The sequence below is a fragment of the Haloprofundus salilacus genome, assembly GCF_020150815.1.
Lineage (GTDB): Archaea > Halobacteriota > Halobacteria > Halobacteriales > Haloferacaceae > Haloprofundus > Haloprofundus salilacus.
Map to the genome: position 1 here is coordinate 227,767 of NZ_CP083724.1, position 17,079 is coordinate 244,845.

General features: G+C 59.3%; 15 protein-coding genes. 7 read left to right on the top strand and 8 right to left on the bottom strand.

Annotation, left to right across the window (positions count from 1 at the left end):
- Nucleotides 1-1,315: 1,315 nt before the first annotated feature.
- The 6 genes from LAQ58_RS17810 to LAQ58_RS17835 all read right to left on the bottom strand — a co-directional run bounded on the left by LAQ58_RS17810 (nucleotide 1,316) and on the right by LAQ58_RS17835 (nucleotide 8,629).
- Nucleotides 1,316-3,403, bottom strand: coding sequence for a hypothetical protein (locus LAQ58_RS17810; protein WP_224450600.1), 2,088 nt, complete (start codon nucleotides 3,401-3,403; stop codon nucleotides 1,316-1,318).
- A 301-nt stretch (nucleotides 3,404-3,704) separates the two neighbouring features.
- Nucleotides 3,705-4,970, bottom strand: coding sequence for an MFS transporter (locus LAQ58_RS17815; RefSeq protein WP_224450601.1), 1,266 nt, complete (start codon nucleotides 4,968-4,970; stop codon nucleotides 3,705-3,707).
- 80 nt (nucleotides 4,971-5,050) lie between these two features.
- Nucleotides 5,051-6,970 (bottom strand): beta-CASP ribonuclease aCPSF1, encoded by a 1,920-nt coding sequence (locus LAQ58_RS17820; protein ID WP_224450602.1) that lies wholly within the window; start codon nucleotides 6,968-6,970, stop codon nucleotides 5,051-5,053.
- A 312-nt stretch (nucleotides 6,971-7,282) separates the two neighbouring features.
- Nucleotides 7,283-7,921 (bottom strand): nucleoside/nucleotide kinase family protein, encoded by a 639-nt coding sequence (locus LAQ58_RS17825; RefSeq protein ID WP_224450603.1) that lies wholly within the window; start codon nucleotides 7,919-7,921, stop codon nucleotides 7,283-7,285.
- A gap of 86 nt (nucleotides 7,922-8,007) precedes the next feature.
- Nucleotides 8,008-8,202 (bottom strand): RidA family protein, encoded by a 195-nt coding sequence (locus LAQ58_RS17830; RefSeq protein WP_224450604.1) that lies wholly within the window; start codon nucleotides 8,200-8,202, stop codon nucleotides 8,008-8,010.
- Nucleotides 8,165-8,629, bottom strand: a complete 465-nt coding sequence (locus tag LAQ58_RS17835; RefSeq protein WP_224450620.1) for a nucleoside deaminase — start codon at nucleotides 8,627-8,629, stop codon at nucleotides 8,165-8,167. The genes LAQ58_RS17830 and LAQ58_RS17835 overlap by 38 nt, the downstream gene beginning before the upstream one ends.
- Before the next feature lie 268 nt (nucleotides 8,630-8,897).
- Between LAQ58_RS17835 and LAQ58_RS17840 the strand changes: the two genes are divergently transcribed.
- Both LAQ58_RS17840 and LAQ58_RS17845 read left to right on the top strand, forming a co-directional pair.
- Entirely contained in the window at nucleotides 8,898-9,269 is a 372-nt protein-coding gene (locus LAQ58_RS17840; RefSeq protein WP_224450605.1) for an ArsR/SmtB family transcription factor, read from the top strand.
- Entirely contained in the window at nucleotides 9,262-10,086 is an 825-nt protein-coding gene (locus LAQ58_RS17845) for an arsenite methyltransferase (protein WP_224450606.1), read from the top strand. The genes LAQ58_RS17840 and LAQ58_RS17845 overlap by 8 nt, the downstream gene beginning before the upstream one ends.
- 47 nt (nucleotides 10,087-10,133) lie before the next feature.
- Here the strand turns inward: LAQ58_RS17845 and LAQ58_RS17850 are convergent, their stop codons facing one another.
- The gene (locus tag LAQ58_RS17850; RefSeq protein WP_224450607.1) at nucleotides 10,134-10,817 is read right to left on the bottom strand and encodes a haloacid dehalogenase type II; all 684 of its coding nucleotides are present in this window, start codon (nucleotides 10,815-10,817) and stop codon (nucleotides 10,134-10,136) included.
- A gap of 119 nt (nucleotides 10,818-10,936) precedes the next feature.
- On the opposite strand from LAQ58_RS17850, the gene LAQ58_RS17855 reads away from it, so the two are divergent.
- The 5 genes from LAQ58_RS17855 to LAQ58_RS17875 all read left to right on the top strand — a co-directional run bounded on the left by LAQ58_RS17855 (nucleotide 10,937) and on the right by LAQ58_RS17875 (nucleotide 15,909).
- Entirely contained in the window at nucleotides 10,937-11,218 is a 282-nt protein-coding gene (locus tag LAQ58_RS17855) for a PadR family transcriptional regulator (protein WP_224450608.1), read from the top strand.
- 187 nt (nucleotides 11,219-11,405) lie between these two features.
- Nucleotides 11,406-12,752 (top strand): cytochrome P450, encoded by a 1,347-nt coding sequence (locus LAQ58_RS17860; RefSeq protein ID WP_224450609.1) that lies wholly within the window; start codon nucleotides 11,406-11,408, stop codon nucleotides 12,750-12,752.
- A 100-nt stretch (nucleotides 12,753-12,852) separates the two neighbouring features.
- A complete protein-coding gene (locus LAQ58_RS17865) occupies nucleotides 12,853-13,095 on the top strand; it encodes a hypothetical protein (protein ID WP_224450610.1) in 243 nt (80 codons plus the stop codon).
- 93 nt (nucleotides 13,096-13,188) lie between these two features.
- Nucleotides 13,189-14,652 carry a metallopeptidase TldD-related protein gene (locus LAQ58_RS17870; protein WP_224450611.1) on the top strand — a complete coding sequence of 488 codons (1,464 nt, stop codon included), beginning with the start codon at nucleotides 13,189-13,191 and terminating at the stop codon, nucleotides 14,650-14,652.
- A gap of 201 nt (nucleotides 14,653-14,853) precedes the next feature.
- On the top strand, nucleotides 14,854-15,909 hold the full coding sequence (locus LAQ58_RS17875) for a succinylglutamate desuccinylase/aspartoacylase family protein (RefSeq protein WP_224450612.1): 1,056 nt from the start codon (nucleotides 14,854-14,856) through the stop codon (nucleotides 15,907-15,909).
- Nucleotides 15,910-15,974: 65 nt separating this feature from the next.
- On the opposite strand, the gene LAQ58_RS17880 is transcribed toward LAQ58_RS17875, so the two are convergent.
- Complete coding sequence (locus LAQ58_RS17880; RefSeq protein ID WP_224450613.1) at nucleotides 15,975-17,078, bottom strand: ABC transporter ATP-binding protein; 1,104 nt, start codon at nucleotides 17,076-17,078, stop codon at nucleotides 15,975-15,977.
- Nucleotide 17,079: the final 1 nt, after the last annotated feature.

Here is a 17,079-nt window from a genome sequence, read left to right on the forward strand (position 1 = left end):
GGTGATTAGTTCCAGAAACCTTGCTAAATAGAGGGCACGTATGTCGCAGGAGACTACGGACAGGGTGGGTTCCATGGATGTTCACTTGCAGGGGTGAGAAAGAGACCCGGTACGCCACCTGTTGGAGGAATATCGATTCGAACGAACATACACTTCTCACCGTTAGTCTCGTCATCTTCTGCGGTCAACTCGTGCGTGTTTCGAGTTCTCTCAGAGAGACCATACGAGAGGGTATAACCAGCCGGCTCACTCGACCACGTCGGTTTGAGTTTGATAATGTTCTCTCCAGGCTCGGTTCCAACTGTGAGGACATCTGCTGTAGATACGTGCGTCAACCTCGGAACCGCGCATCCCCCTCTACGACACTCTTCGATAAACCTCTTGTAACAATATTCAGATGTGAACATCAGCCGTTAACGCCATCCAGTGCCTCTCAACACGAGGGGGATGGTGGGGCAAAAACCCTCGTACGTGGCGCGGCTGTCGACACCGAGACACCGGGCCTGTTCCCACTAAACAGAGGCACCCCTTCCTCAGCGCCGACAACCAAGAGAGAGGGCCACAACGAGGAGAATAGGTTTTTGCATTGTCTACTCACGGCGACTGTTGTTATTCTGGGTAATATTTCTTCGCGACTCCAGCGCTACCACTTCAGAGATATTGTTTTGTGGGAATATTTACAAGAAAGGGCCTTGTTTAGATGCGGAGTACCAGTCGATTCTTTTCACTAAGGACAATGCAGATCAGCCACTCGGTGTACCCGAGTACTTAGAAAGACAAAAACGAATATCCCTGCGAATGTTTCACATGTGTTCATAGAACAGAATCTGTATGAAAAGACGTCAGTTCCTCGCTGGAACCGTTCCAACGGCATCCATGGTTTTGGGCGGATGCCTTGGCAGCGGTCCATCTTGCACAGATGAGGATAGCTGGCGTTCCTTCGAACAGCGACTGGTCGTTCCCTCGCTCAGCGTTGCCGTGTGGTTCGTGATTCACTTTGATAGTCACTGGCAAACGATTCATGAGCCATGGCGGGTGATGGGGATTACTCCGCTGGATTTCTACATTTTTGGCGCGTCTATGCGCTCACGACTGCCGTTCTTGGAGGAGTCATCGAATATGCCGTCCATCGATACCTAGCCTGAACAATCCGCTCAGACACTGGACAGTAAGTACGTGTTCTGGATTTCTGACTCTCTCTCTCTCTCTCCGTCAGGGGACGATTGGTAAGTGACCGATAAGCGCTCTGTATTCAGCACGACTTCTGAAACTTATCACTGCTTGAGGGTTTCAACAAGGCCAATTCAGGTACAGACTACAACTTCTTTGAATTCTGCGCCTGCTCAGTGCGCTGATTTGCCTGTCTGAGTCGGATCTGGGCGGCGTTCGAGAGCGGCTTCGATAGATCGTCTTTCGCTTCAGCGAGCCGATTTTCCGCCCGCTGAAGCCGTTCGACGACAACCTCGAGTTGTCTGTCAGTGTTTCCTCGTTCTTTAGCGCGTGCCCGCTCGGCGGCCCGGTCTGCGGCTTCAACGACGGCTGCGAGCGAGCGCTCTAGCCCTTGGACCGCGTTCGACGACCCACGGTCTGTATCATCGTCCTCGCTACTGTCATTGTTACGCGTCGCGATCGCCACCCGCGTCTCCTCGGCGATATCTGCGACAAACTCCGAGAGGGGTGCTTTGCCCGTCTCGGGGCGTTCGATGCGAATTCCCGACGTATCTTCGGGAGATGGATTGACTCGGTACGCGCCTATGGCGTCGTTTTCGTCCCGAACTTCTGTCGTGTAAGCCCCGCCGACGTGGACGTAGATTGCATCGTCTTCGTCTACCGACGACTCGTAGAGGCGACCAGCGAAGTCGTCTTCGAGAGCCACTGTCGAGAGAGCGATATCGGCGTCTTCACCGAGAACCTCCAGTTTCGTCGCACGCTCGCGGGCGACCAACGGTATCTCACCGTTGACTCCAGCTGCGGTCACCGTTTCGTCATCAGATACCACCACTCGTTCGCTGTACGGTGCTCGGCCAGCACCGTTGACCGTCAGTCGGTGCTCGCCGGCCGGAACGTCTCGTATCACTGCGATACCGTGGAACGTAGGCACGGTTTCTGGCTCGCTCTCGAAGAGAGCGACAGATTCGACCGACGTCTCCGTCGTCGTCAACCCTTCGTTCTCCGGTGCGTCATCGGCTGTGACTGTTTCGGTGATGCGAGTGGCCACCGTATGAACTGGTGCTGGCTTACCGATGGCGTCGTAGCGTTCGGCCAACGCCTCCCGATGTCGAGGATCGGTGATATCTGCTGCGGGATTCGGGTATCGAGGTTGATTCCACGGCGCTCCCGTTGTCGTAATGTGATTGGCCATGGCGTCTTCTACCGCTGCGGGCACGGCGAACTCGAAGCTCAATTGTGGCCCGGTGAAGTCCGCGATGTGTTCGATTTCATCGGTCGATACGAGGTCGTACTCGATGTCTGCGTCAGCGTCTCGGTCACGGGGTCCAAAGACGAGCCCCGTCTCGCGCGTCGGTAAGTCCGTCGGCGGCGACGTCAGTGCGTCGTACGACCGTATCGTAAGTTCGGAACGGATCAGCGAATCGGTTGTGACGGAGGGCAATCTCTCGTGATCGTATATCGGCACCCCCTCGTACTCCGGGACGAGATACGGCAACCGTGACCCTTCGTCGCGGGGCAACCCGTACGCAAGTGGGAGCGAAACGTCTGCGAAGTCTTCTATACTCTCGATTGGCGCGTTCGTGATGTCCGCCGTCAAGTCTTCGACAGTGACTCGCTGGAAGCGGTCCGGGACGTCGTTGACCGAGAGCGTACTCGAATGCGAGCCGAGTTCAGAGAGGATTCGCGGTATCACTTCGGGATCTGGGTCTAAGAACTCGTTGTTCGGTACCTTCCGAGAGTGAGAACTGGCGACGTACAGCTGTGGATCGCCGGTTTCGGTATCGACGAAGACGTGCAGCACTTCCCAGTCGTGCCAGTGAAAATTCGTCGTGAACTGGTCGAATACTGAGTAGAACCAAAACTGGATGACGGTAAGTGAGGAATTCTCGTACTCGACAGCGTTGTAAAACACCGTCGGGTTCGGTGGACTCTGTCCGTCGTACTGCTCGTGGTATCCGTCGAGGGCATCGAATCCGTCGACGATGGTTTCGCCGTCGCGTTCGGTAGTGTAGGGGCGTGGATCCGTCGGAAACCACGGTTCGTTGACGTCGAAGTACACCGTCGGGGCGAATTTCGTCGCTAACTCCCGGGCGGGTTCGGCGTCGACCTCGGCTGTTTGGGTGTCGGTTCCCCGTTCGAGCGTCGAACAGCCGGCCGCACCAACTGCACTGAGACTGGCGAGTGCACTGAGGACGGTCCGTCGGTCGACAGTGAGACGCGAGTCGTCACCCACGGATTCGAACCACCTCGTTGCTGTGTACGACCACGCCTGATCTGGACATGGCTCTGGATGTGCCCAATCGCTCTATAAGCCTTCTCCATCTCTGACCGACAGGCCGTAGACAAACTGAACGAACAGAGCTTTATTTTCCTCGGCAGTCGTGAACTTCGATTCGCTCTCGTAGCCCCACTTTCTGATAAACAGAGCCCTCAACTACCTGACTCAAGGAGGGTTCTTCACTGCCCGTATTGCGTAATAACGACACTCGCCGTGAGTAACAGTCCGAAAGCCTAGAAACAGAATTCAATTCGTCTCAATCGTTGGCTTGCGTTGATTGCTTCACCGGGTGCCCGACGCCCGTGACGCGAGCGACAATCACGACCACGACGCCCGCGACGAGAAATCCACCGACGAGTAGGAACGCGACTGGCGGTGAGAAGCGATCGATGACTGTCCCAAGGAGTACCGGACTAATGACAGCGCCCATCGAGAGACCCGTGAAGAAGAATCCGAAACTCTTCCCTGCCGTACCGGGGTCGGCGACGACAGTAGCGAATTTGTCTCGAGAGGGAAGCGAGAGCCCGATTAGCAGCCCAATTACTGATAACAGTACCCCTGTGACGAGGAGACTCGGGACTCCGGTGGCAACGAGTATCCAGACGCCGAGCGCTGCGGAGAGGAACATCGTAGTGAGAACGTGACGGAACGGCAGGCGGTCAGCCAAGGGACCGCCGGCGAGAACTCCGACGGCAGTCGCCGTGAGATGCACCGTCAACAGGGTGTTTGCCGTTGACTCATCGAAGCCGTAGGCATCGACCGCAAGCACCGTCGTGAACGACTGCAGCCCCACAACCGCCATCATACTCAACAAATAAAAACTGAAAACGAGCAGCATCTTGAACCGTCGAGCGAACGTTACTAATTCGCCGATTGTCTCTCGTACTGATTCGTCGGCATTCGAAGATGACTCAATATCGTCACTCTTCCGCGTTTGAATCGCTTGGGTGTGCACAGCCTCGACTGTCAAGTGGACTACTCCCGCGTACCCAAAACCGACTAATCCAACCGCGATGAGAGCAATCTCCCAGCTGATCGTGAGTGCAAGGCTCCCGATGACGAGTGGTGCGACGGCAAAGCCTGCGTACCCACCGAACGTATGGATGCTGAAAGCGGTTCCTTCGGTAGATGAGTCGGTGACGGTGTCGAGGAGTGCGTAGTCAGCGGGATGAAACACAGATTGTCCTACTCCGGAGAGAAACGCACAGGCGAGCAGCAAGGGATAGTTTGGAGCGAAACCTGCGAGGGTGATTCCGAGTGCGGTCACCGTGATGCCGGTTACGAGAACATGCCGTGCGCCGATTCGGTCAATCACATCGCCAATGGGGAGCTGAAAAAGCAGCGTGGGAACGTAGATTGCCGTAATCAAGAGCCCGAGTCGAGTTGTCGAAAGCCCAAAGTCACGGGCAAGCAGCGGGAACAACGGTGGAAACGCCAAGAGAAAGAGATGTGAGAGGAAGTGGGCTCCAGATACAACCCCAATGACGTAGGCAGCATTTCCCCGTCTGTGTGACACGGCCATTATCCACGAGTATATCTCGAGCGAGTTATAAATATGACATCCTCCCCGCCGTGAACAGTCAAGAAGGGAACGCGACACGCTCAATCAAAGCGAAATGTTTCCAGATTGTGCGGTGCGTGGGTCCGGATATTGAATTTCTGGTAGAGACCAGACGAGAGCTGATCCGTCGACGACTCGTCTCCGTGGACGCAGAGGATCTCCTCTGGGCGCGGATTCATCGTGCGTATGAAGCTCTCGAGCCCGTTTCGGTCCGCGTGGCCGGAGAATCCACTGACCGATTCCACGTCGAAGCGAAGCGTCAGTTGCTCGCTGCGACTCCCGCGATCACTAAACGGAATCTCTCGTCGTCCACTCTGGATTCGTCGACCAAGTGTCCCCTGTGCCTGATAACCGACGAAGATGAGTGTGTTCTTCGGATCTCCTCCGAGGAGTTCGAGCCACGACATGATTGGGCCGCCAGTCACCATCCCAGATGTCGAGAGGATAATACAGGGCTCACCGCCAGCGATTTCCTCGCGCATCTCCAGACCACCGTCAACTTGCTGGAACTGCTCGGCGAGGAACGGGTTCTCGTCTTCATGGAGGATACGCTGACGGAGACCGTCGCGGAGGAACTCCGGATACGCTGTGTGAATTGCCGTTGCCTCCCGGATCATCCCATCGAGATAGATTGGCATCGTTGGGAGCTTCCCTTCACGCATCGCCTCTTCGAGAACGAGCATCAGTTCTTGAGAGCGTCCGACAGCAAATGCTGGAATCACGACCTTCCCATCCTGCTCGTATGTGTCAGTAATTAGCTCGGTGAGTTTGCGCTCGCTGTCCTCTTGGTCGGTCTGATAATCGTTGCGCCGTCCGTAGGTCGATTCCATGATGAGCGTCTCGACGCGGGGGAAGTCATTCGAGGCGCCGTTAAACAGACGGGTGTCACTATAGTGGATGTCACCTGAGAAGACGACGTTGTGGAACCCGTTGCCGACATGGAAGTGTGAGACTGCGCTTCCGAGAATGTGTCCCGCGTTGTGGAATGTCAGTTTGATGTCCGGCGCGATATCCGTGACGTTTCCGTAGTCGACTGTGATGGTATGTTTGAGCTCTTCGCGAACCATCGCACTATCGTAGGGTGGCGTGCGGCCCTCCTTCGCTGCCACGTCGAGATAATCAAGCTGGAGAAGCCCCATCAGATCACGAGTCGCCTGTGTCGTATAGACAGGCCCGTCATACCCGTATTTGAACAGAAGGGGGAGCAGCGCGCTGTGATCGAGATGAGCGTGGGTCAGGACCACTGCGTCGAGGTCAGAGATCGGATTTGCCTCTGGAATCTGTAAGTAGGGAACTTCGCCTTCCGCTCCTGGCTTATCGCCGCAGTCGACGAGAATCCGAGTTTCGGGTGTACTGAGAATAAAACTCGCTCGGCCGACCTCACGACAGCAGCCGAGCGTCGTCACACGAACCCACTCGGTATCGTGCATCGGCTCGCGATAAATCTCGTTGCCGACACGCTCGAGAAATTCCCGTCGCTCATCGCGTTCCTGCATCAGGAAGTTCCGAACGTTGTCGACCGTCGATGACTCCATCGGCGGCGTCCGGAGGACCTCGGGTGGCCACCCGACCTCTTGCGTAATCTCTCTGAGGGTACTTGCTCTACGGCCGATAACGAGGCCAGGCTTCTCGGCCTCGATTAAAACTTCACCAGTCGCAGGATAAAACTGGAGATTCGTAATTCCTGCTTCTTCGGGTATGAGATCGAGGATCTGAGGTTTTGCATCGGTCGGTTCTGTCTGTGTGCCTGGTGCTGGCCGAACCGTGATCCGCTTGCGAACTTTACTGGCCATCTTCCGTATTAGCTCATCTCGTTCCGCAAATTTTCGGGGGGTTTCGGTATAGATAACGAGTTCAGGGCCTTCGAAGGTGACTCGCGAAATCGTTAGATCATCTGGAATTTCTGCCTCTAATTTGGCCTGCACTGCGTCAAGGGAGTTCGTATCTTCAGTTGTGTTCATGATATGTACGGTCAGAGGCCGTTGGTAGGTGCCATCTGAGAGGATAACTCGCTCCAATTAGCACCACCCGATGGCGATTCGTCTTCAGAGAGTTCGACCCGGACGAACGGAGCGTAGAGTCTGTGCCGGCTTCACTCGTTGAGGACATTCTACCACTGTAGAGTGAGATCGATACAGTATCCTCTCCAGTGTTCGGACGGATGAATTCGTTCAGGTGAGACTACCCCAGTGATAGTATAAACATTTTCCGACTACTCGACCGTACGTTCGTTTGCGGTACGGGAAGCCCCGTCGTTTACGACGGGGAGGATGTCACTTGAGTACTCTCTCCCGGTAGAGATCGCAGTGTATTGCTTCGAAGATTCGTCCGTGAACGGTTTCTACCGGGAGTTCTGCACGGAAGGAGAGCCATTCATCCGTCGAACATTCGTCGTAGAGGCCGATGACGGTCGCATAGTACTGCGTATCCGCTGCTCGGTCCGTGGCATCCATCCGAGTTTGGATGGTGGTCAAATCGGCATTCAAATAGATCATCCGCCACGGTTGGGGAAGGAGTCGTGAAAGGAAGACGGCTAGTGGCCCGTACACGTCGTAGAAGAACTGCTGGTAGTACCGGTCAAATACGACGATCTGACTCTCGTCACGAAATCGGAGGGAGACAACTCCGATCGTGAGCAACGCGAACCAAAAGCCAACCAGACCGAACAGCGCCTGCCGAAGGAGATACACCGGGCGACCGGTTTTTGTGAGTTGCGTACGCGTTTTCCGCGGGCCGATTCGTCTGCGCAGTTCGTCTGCATAGGGAAAATTGTTAGAGAGGTAGTACAGTGCGTGAACGTATTGAGCGTCGTAACCGGCTGCTTGTAGGTGCTCGACGAGGAGCTTTGCCTGTGTGGTTTTGCCGCTTCCATCTGGCCCAACAATAGCAATCGTGCGCGCTGTGTGTAGCATTCAGTAGAAGTCCACTGCTAGTTCGCGTCGGACGAGAATAGCCCTTCTTACACCGTCAACGTGACACTCCGCAGTGACACCCTCTTCTACTCACTACTTTCGTCAGTGACGACCGCGTCAGCCTCGACCTCGACGAGGAGGGAAGAGTCGATGAGTGCGCTGACCTCGACCATACTCGTCACTGCTTGAATCACTCCGAAGGGCTCACCGTGGACGTCACCAATCTGTTTCCAGTTGTCGATGTCACCAGTCGAATTCTCGATGAACTTGCCGGCCTTCATCGTTCAACACGGGTCCGACAACCTCGCTGATTCCGTCGAGAATATCTGAGGACCGAACCGATGGCTTACTGCCGGCGAATTCCGCAACTTCATCGCTACCGACGCTGTAAACGACTCGACCGAACCCGGCCGTAGTCATCCCACCGGCGCACATCGGACATGGCTCTGTACTGGTGTACATCACCATCTCGGCACGTTCTTCGGGGTCGTGGTCTCGACACGCACGGTACGCAAGGTGAAGTTCGGGATGGCGACGGATGTCGTTCTCGGTGACCACACGGTTCGAGTCGGCTGCGACGATTTCGTCGTCGCGAACGAGCACAGTTCCGAATGGTCGATCTCCACGATCGGTGGCCTCGCGGGCGAGCTCGAATGTTTTTCGCATGTGTGCGTCGTGATCAAAATCGTCGAAGTTCGAGTTAGACATGTTCTTCAATGGTTCGAAAGAGCAGATAACCGTTTGGCAACCAGAGGAGAGCTTTTGTGTGGGAGTAGCGGGCGAACCGTTCCATCAACGTCTGTCAGCGCTCGATGTAACAGATGTCACGCGGCGAAGGGCAGAGTTCCTGCCTTTGAAGCCGAGAATCTGAAGAGAGACGACGGCATCATCTGAAAGCTGTCTCGACGGTAGTCCGGCCGTTCCGGACGCTGCGAAACAACTATATTAGTGGATGCTAATATTAGCATATACTAAAATGAGCCAGCAACCGACCACATCCGAGGAGAACGAAACGACCCGAGCTGAGAGACAGTGCTGTACTGCAGCGCACGTACTGACCGAGTCGGAACTCGCATCGGACGTGCAACTCCTCTCGGCACTCGGAAACGACACGCGGTACGAAGCTCTCAGGCTCATCGCCGATACGGACGGCGACGTGTGCGTCTGTGAACTCGAACCCGCGCTCGGTGTCAGCCAGAGCGCCATCAGCCAGGCGCTCTCGCGTCTGTACGCTGCCGGACTCGTCTCACGACGCAAGGAGGGCCGCTGGCGGTACTACGCGCCGACTCCGCGAGCGGAAGCGCTGCTGAACACGCTTGACGAGACCAGAGGTGAGTCCGATGAGTGAACAGAACCCGTCGTCCGAGTCGGGCCCGAACGAGTTAGCTCCCGACGAACAGCGTCGCGCAGTGCGACAGCGGTACGCGCGTATCGCGAGCGAAGAATCGAGTTGTTGCGACGGTTGTGACACGAGTTCCGACGACGACCGCAGCGAGCTGAACCGACAACTCGGATACTCCGAGGACGAGGAGGCAACCGTCGCCGAGGGAGCAAACTTGGGGCTCGGCTGCGGGAATCCGAACGCGATCGCGTCCCTCCAACCCGGCGAGACCGTTCTCGACCTCGGCTCCGGTGCCGGCTTCGACTGCTTCCTCGCGGCACAGGAAGTCGGGGAAACCGGATCCGTGATCGGCGTCGACATGACGCCCGAGATGGTCGAGAAGGCCAGAGACAACGTCGAGAAAAACGATGCAACGAACGTGGCGTTTCGGCTCGGCGAGATCGAACACCTCCCTCTCGCCGACGGGAAGGTCGACGTCATCATCTCGAACTGTGTAGTGAACCTCTCTCCGGACAAACAGCAGGTGTTCCACGAAGCGTATCGCGTCCTTCGTCCCGGTGGGCGGCTCGCGATTTCCGACGTCGTCCTGACCGCTGAATTGCCGAACGATGTCCACGCTGACCCGGAGTCGGTCGCGTCCTGCGTTGCCGGTGCGTCGCCGATCACGGAGATAGAGGAGATGCTCTCGAACGCGGGATTCGAACGGATCCGAATCCAGCCGAAGGAAGAGAGCGAGCGGTTCATCAGCGAGTGGGACGACGAACGCGACGTTAGCGAGTACGTCGTCTCTGCGACGATTGAAGCAGTCAAGCCGACCCAGTAGCACGCCGAGCGACTCGGAGGGATCTTCGCAATCGAAAGTGGAGGGAGTTAGACGCCCAGCGCCTCCGCCAACTCGAAGAACGTCTCGATGGTGAGGTCAGGATCTCCGCCGAACGTCTCCCACGGCGAGCCTTTCCGGTCGACCCAGACACCCTGCATCCCCGCGTGTCGAGCGCCCATGACGTCGAACCAGCCGGCGGTCACGTGGACGATCTCGTCAATGGGCGTTCCGGTCCGCGCCGCGGCGTGACGGTAGAGTTCGGCGGCGGGTTTGAACGTCCGCACCTCGTCGGCGCTTATCGTGTCCGCGACGAGGTCGCCGATGTTCGCGTGGTCGACCATCGAGTCGAGCATTTCGGGGTTGCCGTTCGAGACGACGTAGCAGTCGTAGCCGCCCTCGCGCAGGCGTTCGATGCCCGCTCTGACGTCGTCGAACACGTCCAGTTCGTGGTAGACTGCGAGAATTTCGTCGCGTTCGTCGGTCCCGATGTCGACATCGTAGACGTCGAGCGCGTACTGCAAGGCGTCCCGGTTCATCTCGTAGAACGGCTGGTAGGCGTCGATCTGGTTGGCGACGAACGTGTACTCGAGCGACCGCGCCCGCCAGAGTTTCGACACGGGTTCGGGGTCGTCTACTCGTTCGGCCAACGCCTGCTCCGCCGCGTCAACGTCCACGAGCGTGCTATACGAGTCGAACGTCACCGTCGAGATCCGCTCGGGTTGTAACGGCATTTCATTGCAGTAGGGCGGTCTCCGTATTAGCTCTCGGGGCCCGATATGACAGACTAAATTAATTATTAGAACGTACGATACTGCGAAATCCTATATACAAACTCGTTGGCGTACGACATATGAACGATTTGAGTGGATTCCAACGTGACCTGCTGTACGTGATTTCGGGGTTCGACCAACCGTCTGGACAGAACGTCAAAGACGAACTCGAACAGTACATCGACGGCGAGATCAACCACGGACAGCTGTACCCTAACCTCGACACCCTCGTGAACAAGGGATACGTCGAAAAAGGACCGTTAGACCGCCGGACGAACTACTACACGATCACGGAAGAAGGAAGGGAGGCGATCCGTAACCGACGGTCGTGGGAGAACCAACGGACGTCGATCGAGGCGTAGTTCGCTCGCAACCGAAGGAACAGATCCTCGAAACGGGATACAACGGTATTCTGCGGGAGGACATCAATAATATACTACCGCTCGTCGCTATCAGCGAGATCCTCGGCGGTCCTCCGCCTCGACCACATCGGCTGATTTCGGACAGTCGGATAAAGAGGGAAGACAGTTGCGCGCGAACATCGTCTCGATGAGTGGTGAGACGAGAACTCCAGCGGACGAGTTGCCCCCCGGACCCGACGGGCTTCCGGTCGTGGGGTCGGCGGTGGCTTCCATCCGCGGCGGATTGGATTTCAGCGAGCGAATGGCGCGCGAATACGGCGACATCGTCCACTGGGAAGAGCCTCGCGGCCACGTCTACCAACTCAATCACCCGGACGATATCGAGCACGTGCTCGTCCAGAACAACCAACGCTACGAGAAAGGCGAGGGATTTCAGAAAGTTCTCGGACCACTTCTGGGCAACGGTATCTTGAACAGCGAAGGCGAGGAGTGGAGACGCAACCGTCGACTGGTGCAACCCTCGTTTCATCCCGACCGAATTCAGGTCTACGCGGGGATGATGACCGACCTCACGGCGACAATGCTCGAAGCGTGGGACGACGGCGAGACGTTTTCGATACACGACGAGATGATGGAGTTGACGCTCCGAATCGTCACGAAGGCGCTGTTCGGCGTCGACATCGACGAGTACGTCGACGAGATCGAGTCGGCCATCAACGCGTTCCTCCCTGCGACGTCCAGTCTCCCGAACGTCTTGCTCCCCGCAGACGTTCCGCTTCCCTCCCGCCGCCGGATGGCGAAGGCGCGCGAGACGTTAGACCGGGTCGTCGACGGCATCGTTCGGCAGAAGAAGCGCAGCCCGGGCGAACATGATGTCATCTCGATGCTGCTCGAAGCGCGCGACGAGCAGGGAAACCCGCTCGGCGAGAACCAGATTCGCGACGAGGCGATTACGCTGTTGACCGCCGGTCACGAGACGACGGCCGTTTCGCTGACGTACACGGTGTTCGTACTCGCCCAGCATCCGAAAGTCGAGGCGAAACTGGTCGACGAACTCGACCGCGTTCTCGACGGCGACCGCCCGACGATGGCCGACGTTCCGAACTTAACGTACACCGAACGGATCGTCAAGGAGTCGATGCGGCTCTATCCGCCAGTCCCCCGCATCGTCCGCGAGTCCGTCCAACCGGACGTCATCGGCGGGTATCGCGTCCCCACAGGGTCGCAGATCATGATGAACCAGTGGGTCGTCCACCGCGATTCGCGGTGGTACGACGACCCGCTCGCGTTCGAACCAGAGCGCTGGACAGGCGAGTTCGAACGCTCGCTCCCCCGACTGGCGTATTTCCCCTTCGCCGCAGGGCCCCGGAGATGCATCGGTGACCGGTTCGCGATGCTGGAAGCACGTCTGATACTAGCGATGCTCTACCAGCAGTATCACTTCGAGTTGGTCTCTGACCGGAGTATCGAAGTTGTTCCGACGGTGACGTCGCGGCCGAAAGAGGTTATCGTCGTCACGATTCACGAGCGCTAACAGGGCTCTGACGCTCTCCTGTCGACCGAGACGCTCGGTCCGCCGGCGTTCGCACCCGATTTCCCGAAGGTTGATACGGGCGCTCCCGAGACGCAAAGACATGCCAAACTCCCGACTGCGGCTGAACGGGTGGTCGACGGTCGGTCTCGGCCTCTCTGTCCTCTTCGCCGTCGGCGCGTTCGCCTACCTCGCCCTCGCGGGGGCCCCGTTACGCGGGGCGGTGGTCGGACTCCTCGTCCTGATAGCTGGTGTCTGGGAGTACCGACAGAAGCTGCAGGACGTCGCTGTCGCCGAGTCGTACGAGGCGGAAGCGGAGGCGCAGCGGCGAGAAAACCGCCGATAACCGAGTCGGACGCCGACGCATCCGAGCGCCGAACCGCATCGGCCCCAGCCGCCGTCCGGGAGTTTCATACCCAGTGGTTAGGTATCTCCTCGCATGAACGAGAGCGACGAACCGATAGCGGCGATGGAGTGGTTGCTCGACCGCTTCGAGGACGACGACGACGTCGCGTACGCCGAGGTGGGGGCCGTCTCGCAGGCGAAGACGGATCTCGTCGTGACCAACGACGGTCCGCGAGACGAACTCGCGTTCGACGAGACGGGCGTTTGGTGTCGGGTCTTCGCCGATGGCGCCGCCGACTACCGGTACACGACGAGTTTGGACGAGGAGGCGCTGGCGGACATGGCTGACAGAGCGGTTCGCGGCGGCAAGTTCCTCGCGCAGACCGACCCCGCCCGATTCGATCAGTTCACCGCTCACAGAGCTGTCCACGGCGGGTGGGCGACCGGCCGAATCGACGACGTGTCGCTGGAGACGAAGCGGTCGACCGTCGAAGCGGGACTCGCAGCGGCGGACGACCTCGACCTCGACCTTGACCGGCAGTGGGTCAACTACGCCGACGCGCACGTCGAGGAGTCGACGGCGACGACAACCGGGAGCACCGTCCGCACGACGCTGGACCGCGCGAGCGTGACGTTCAGCCTCTCGGTTCGCGACGGCCCGACGGTTAGACGCCACGCCGGGTCAACGCGGGGGGCTGCGTTCCTCGACGAACTCCCTGACGTGTTCGAGGACGCGGCCGCCGACGCGCGGGCGTTGTCGCGGGCGGACGTGACCGACGCGCCGACCGGCGAGACGACGGTCGTTCTGAGTCCGCAGGCGGCGGGACAGTTGTTCGCGTTCGTCTCGCGCTACCTCGAAGCCGACACCTGCGAAATGGGGCTGAGTCCGTACAGCGTCGGCGACGAACTCGGCTCGGAGTCGCTCTCGATAGCCGACACTGTTCGCGCTGGATCCTGGGCGGCCCGCGGCTACGACGCCGAACTCCGGCCGACAACGCCGGTGCAACTGGTCGACGACGGAACCGTGACGCGACACCTCCACAACACCGCGACAGGAGCCGAGGCGGACGCATTCCCCGCCGGAAACGCTGTCCACAGTCTCGGGTTCGGACAGGCACCGCGGATTCACGCCCGCCACCTGGAGGTCGAACCCGGCGACACCACCCGCGCGGCCCTCCGCGAGGGGGCCGATGTGCTCGTCGAGCGATTCGACGAGCCGTGGCTTCGCAACGAGTTCGAGCGCGTCCAGCGGCCGGGCGTCATGCCCGCCAGCGCGCTCTACGCGAGGGACATAGAGCGGAAGATAGACGAGCGATCCGACAGGGGCTGCGCCGAGTTCCCCGTCGCGGAGGGCTACCGGCTTCGAGACGATGAACGCGTCGGTCGCGTTGAGGGCGTGTCGCTTTCGTACAACCCCGTGACGCTTCGCGGGGTGATGGCCGTCGGGGGTGTTCGCGACACCGTCACGGGCGTCGACGAGAAGCACAAATCACAGATTCCGTACGCGGTGACCGCACCCGGCGTTCGCCTCCGGGCGACGCTTCGCAGCACGGAGTAAATCGATAGTAGACGGAAAGCAGCGGAAACGTCGCCGTCGACGACGCTGCCGATGGATTTACCACACACCCCCACGGTGTTTTCGACCATCGATGGTTCATAGAGACCACGTAGCACGGTGGGGCGCTGTCCCCGTCACGCACCGACAAACCCAGCGCGTTTCGAAGCGACGTACAACCACCGACCGCCGCCGAGTAGACCGATGAAGCTCGGGACCGCAGAATCGGCGCCCGGCGACGTTGCCACCGGCTACCTCTCGGTCACCGAGTTGCCGACGGGTCAATCGGAGCAGGTGCCGGTCGTCGTCGTCGATGGGGAGAAACCGGGACCGACGATTTGGGTGACCGGGACGATCCACGGCGACGAGCCAACCGGAATGGAGGCGATTCACGAGTTCGTGGACCGTATCCGAGATGAACCGCTCGCGGGAGCCGTCGTCTGCATCCCGGTGATGAACCCGTCCGGACTCCGGACGAACGCTCGAACCTCGTACTACGGCGGCGAGGACCCGAACCGGTACTTCGGTATTGAGGGCGGAGACGGCGAGACGCCGCCGAGCGTCCAGCAGCTGATCTGCGACCGTGTCTACGAGGAGATCAAAGCGAGCGCCGACGCGGTCATCTCGCTTCACACGTCCTGGATCGCGACGTACCCGTACACGATTCGACCGCGCGTGAGCTACGGAGAACGCCGAGAAGAAACGGCGGCGAGAGAGCTACGCGACCGCCTCGTCGAACTCGTCGATGCGTTCGGGCTCCCCGCTGTCAACCAGTTCGGACACGACGAAACCACGCAGCGGTCGCTCGACCACACGCTGACTGGCGCGGCTATCGGAGACGGGATTCCGGCGTTCACGCCGGAGCTCGGTGGTCGGTTCGTGGTGGAGAAAGACGTCTGCGAGGCGGCCGTCGTCGGACTGCAGAACGTGCTCTACGCGTCCGGGATGGTGTCGGAACCGGCGGCGGCGCGGATGGCGTTCGAGTTGCCCGCCGAGGACAACCTTAAACGGCTCGTCCACCCGCACACGGACACCGCTGGAGTCGTTCGATACAGAGTGCGGGAGGGTGAGTGGGTCGAGCCGGGACAGGTGGTTGCGGATATCGTCACTCCCACCGGAGAGACGGAGACCGAGGTGCGAGTCGAGCACCCGGGCTACGTCCTCAGCCGGTACGAGGGCGTCGCAGTCTACGAGAACGACCCGCTCCTCGATATGGCGGTCCCGGACGACGAGCCACTGCTACGGAAGAGTCATGACTAATCGCCCTCGAGGAGGCGACTGGCTGGGTCCGGGTAAATACTTCCGAAGGATGCGAAAGAACGGAGTTAGTCGTCCGCTGGTGCCGACTCGGTGTCGTCGCTCGCGGCGACGTCGTCGTCTTGACGGCCGCCTTCCAGCTCCTCGTAGGGGTCGTACCCCTCGGCGCTCTCGTAGAGGTGACAGGCGATGTCCTGCTCTACATCGACGTCTGTCTTCTGTTCGAGCGGCGGGACGACCTCGTCGCAGACGTCGCCGATGTACTTCGGACAGCGGGCTTTGAACCGACAGCCGGTCGGGATGTCGATGACGTCGCCCACTTCGCCCTGTAGCTCGACGCGCTCGCGGCCCACGTCCGGGTCAGGGACGGGCACCGCGTTGATGAGCGCCTGCGTGTAGGGATGTTGGGGGTTCTCGATCACCTGGTCCGTCGGCCCTTTCTCGACGATTTTGCCCATGTACATGATGGCGAGGCGGTCGCACATGTGTCTGAGCAGCGAGAGGTCGTGACTGATGTAGACGACCGACAGCCCGAACTCCTCGGTCATCCGGTCGAGCAGCGACAGCACCCCGGCCCGGAGGCTCACGTCGAGCATCGACACCGGTTCGTCGGCGACGATAAAGTCCGGATCGAGCACGAGTGCGCGCGCGATGGCGATCCGCTGGCGCTGCCCGCCCGACAGTTCGTGGGGGTACTGGTCGAAGTACTGTTCGGGCGGCAGGAGCTCCGCGAACTCCAGCGCACGGTGGACCCGCGCGGTCTCGTTGCGGATGTCGTGGATGCGCAGCGGCTCGGCGACGATGTCGTACACCGTCATTCGGGGGTTGAGGCTCTCGAAGGGGTCCTGGAAGATCATCTGTGCGTTCTGCCTGAACTCCTTGAGTTCGTCGTCGCTGGCCTCCGAGAGCTGCTTACCGTTGTAGACGATGTCGCCGTCGGTCGGCTCGTGGAGCTTCACAAGCGACATCCCTGTCGTGGTCTTGCCGCAGCCGGATTCGCCCGCCAACCCCAGCGTCTCGCCCTCGTGGAGGTTGAAGCTGACGCCGTCGACCGCGTGAACGTACTCGGGTTCACCGCCGGAGACCGACTGCATCAGACTCGATATCCACCCTTGGTTGACTTTGAAGTATTTCTTGAGGTCGTCAACTTCGAGCAGCACATCGTCTCGCATC

What these genes read in the sequence shown, in the direction of transcription:
- LAQ58_RS17815 (WP_224450601.1), bottom strand. Translation starts at nt 4,970, where the DNA reads ATGGCCGTGTCACACAGACGGGGAAATGCTGCCTACGTCATTGGGGTT.
- LAQ58_RS17820 (WP_224450602.1), bottom strand. Translation starts at nt 6,970, where the DNA reads ATGAACACAACTGAAGATACGAACTCCCTTGACGCAGTGCAGGCCAAA.
- LAQ58_RS17825 (WP_224450603.1), bottom strand. Translation starts at nt 7,921, where the DNA reads ATGCTACACACAGCGCGCACGATTGCTATTGTTGGGCCAGATGGAAGC.
- LAQ58_RS17830 (WP_224450604.1), bottom strand. Translation starts at nt 8,202, where the DNA reads ATGAAGGCCGGCAAGTTCATCGAGAATTCGACTGGTGACATCGACAAC.
- LAQ58_RS17835 (WP_224450620.1), bottom strand. Translation starts at nt 8,629, where the DNA reads ATGTCTAACTCGAACTTCGACGATTTTGATCACGACGCACACATGCGA.
- LAQ58_RS17840 (WP_224450605.1), top strand. Translation starts at nt 8,898, where the DNA reads ATGAGCCAGCAACCGACCACATCCGAGGAGAACGAAACGACCCGAGCT.
- LAQ58_RS17845 (WP_224450606.1), top strand. Translation starts at nt 9,262, where the DNA reads ATGAGTGAACAGAACCCGTCGTCCGAGTCGGGCCCGAACGAGTTAGCT.
- LAQ58_RS17850 (WP_224450607.1), bottom strand. Translation starts at nt 10,817, where the DNA reads ATGCCGTTACAACCCGAGCGGATCTCGACGGTGACGTTCGACTCGTAT.
- LAQ58_RS17855 (WP_224450608.1), top strand. Translation starts at nt 10,937, where the DNA reads ATGAACGATTTGAGTGGATTCCAACGTGACCTGCTGTACGTGATTTCG.
- LAQ58_RS17860 (WP_224450609.1), top strand. Translation starts at nt 11,406, where the DNA reads ATGAGTGGTGAGACGAGAACTCCAGCGGACGAGTTGCCCCCCGGACCC.
- LAQ58_RS17865 (WP_224450610.1), top strand. Translation starts at nt 12,853, where the DNA reads ATGCCAAACTCCCGACTGCGGCTGAACGGGTGGTCGACGGTCGGTCTC.
- LAQ58_RS17870 (WP_224450611.1), top strand. Translation starts at nt 13,189, where the DNA reads ATGAACGAGAGCGACGAACCGATAGCGGCGATGGAGTGGTTGCTCGAC.
- LAQ58_RS17875 (WP_224450612.1), top strand. Translation starts at nt 14,854, where the DNA reads ATGAAGCTCGGGACCGCAGAATCGGCGCCCGGCGACGTTGCCACCGGC.
- LAQ58_RS17880 (WP_224450613.1), bottom strand. Translation starts at nt 17,078, where the DNA reads ATGCGAGACGATGTGCTGCTCGAAGTTGACGACCTCAAGAAATACTTC.